This window comes from Deltaproteobacteria bacterium (genome assembly GCA_009930495.1).
GTDB lineage: Bacteria > Desulfobacterota > Desulfovibrionia > Desulfovibrionales > Desulfomicrobiaceae > Desulfomicrobium.
Genome location: RZYB01000452.1, coordinates 1 through 1,138, shown reverse-complemented (window position 1 = coordinate 1,138; position 1,138 = coordinate 1). Strand labels below are relative to the sequence as shown.

The window sequence follows — 1,138 nt, the reverse complement described above, 5'->3', positions numbered from 1 at the left end:
GAGAGGTCGGCCCCCATGCCCTGGGTGAAGGCCGCGATGCGGCCGAATTCGGTCTCCATGCCCGTGGCCAGAACCACGCCCGTGCCTGTCCCGGAAACCACGTTGGTCCCGGCGAAGACCAGGTTCGGGATTTCGATGCGGGGGCGGCCATCTCGCGGCGTCGCGGCGTGGGTTTTGCGGACGTGCAGGGATTCCCCGGTCAGGGTCGACTGGTCCACGCGCAGTTCGGCCGAGTCCACCAGCCGCGCGTCGGCGCAGATACGATCCCCCTCGGCCAGAATCAGGATATCGCCGGGGACCAGGACATGGGCCTCGATCTGGCGAATGGCTCCGTCGCGGCGCACGATGGCCTGGCTCGGCAGCATCCGGCGCATGGCTTCCGTGGCCTTCTCGGCCTTGAATTCCTGCCAGAAACTGAACGCGCCGTTGATCAGGTTGACCGTCCAGATGGAGATCGCCAGCTGGGGCATGCGGGCGATGAAGGCCACGCCGCCGGCGATCCAGAGCAGGATGGCCATGAGGTGGACGAAATTGGCCAGGAATTTGATGACCAGCGGCGTGCGCCCTTGTTCGCGGATCGTGTTCGGGCCGTGCCGGGCCATACGCTCCCACGCCTCGGACTCGGTCAGACCTTCGGGGCGGCTCGCGGCGGCGCGAAAAAGCTGTTCGGGTGAAAGCGTTTCCCGGCCCGGCGGTGGCGGTTGGTTTGACGGGAGGGGAGAGGGCGCGGTCATGACGTGGGCATGGGTTTTTGGGGTCAGCGCGCGGAGATCAGTTTCTTGCGTTCCAGGGCGGCCAAAAACGGACCCTGCTCCACGCCAGCCCAGTGGATGCCCGGATCATTGGCAAAATAGATGCGCCCTGGCTGAAATTGCCGCCAGACCCTCGCTCCTTCGGGGCTGAGCATGAGCGGCGCGCCGCCCGGGATGCAGAGCACCGTGCCCAGTGTTTCCTCGCGGCTGTGGTGCGGGTTGATGGAAAAGGCACGTGGCGGATTGGCCGGGGCCTGTTCCCGTTCCCGCAGAAAGGGGATGGTCTGGGGCAGGTTTCGCGGCTGGGCATAGGGGTCCAGACCGGCCAGATCGCCCTCGGCGTTTTTGGCCTCCACGCGACAGCCGCCACCGCAGAGCATTTGGGC

At 66.6% G+C, this 1,138-nt stretch carries 1 protein-coding gene; it reads right to left on the bottom strand.

Features of this window, described 5'->3' with window-relative positions; translation table 11 throughout:
• On the bottom strand, positions 1-734 hold a 734-nt coding region (locus EOL86_15405), incomplete at its 3' end, for a cation-transporting P-type ATPase (protein ID NCD26956.1).
• Positions 735-1,138: the final 404 nt, after the last annotated feature.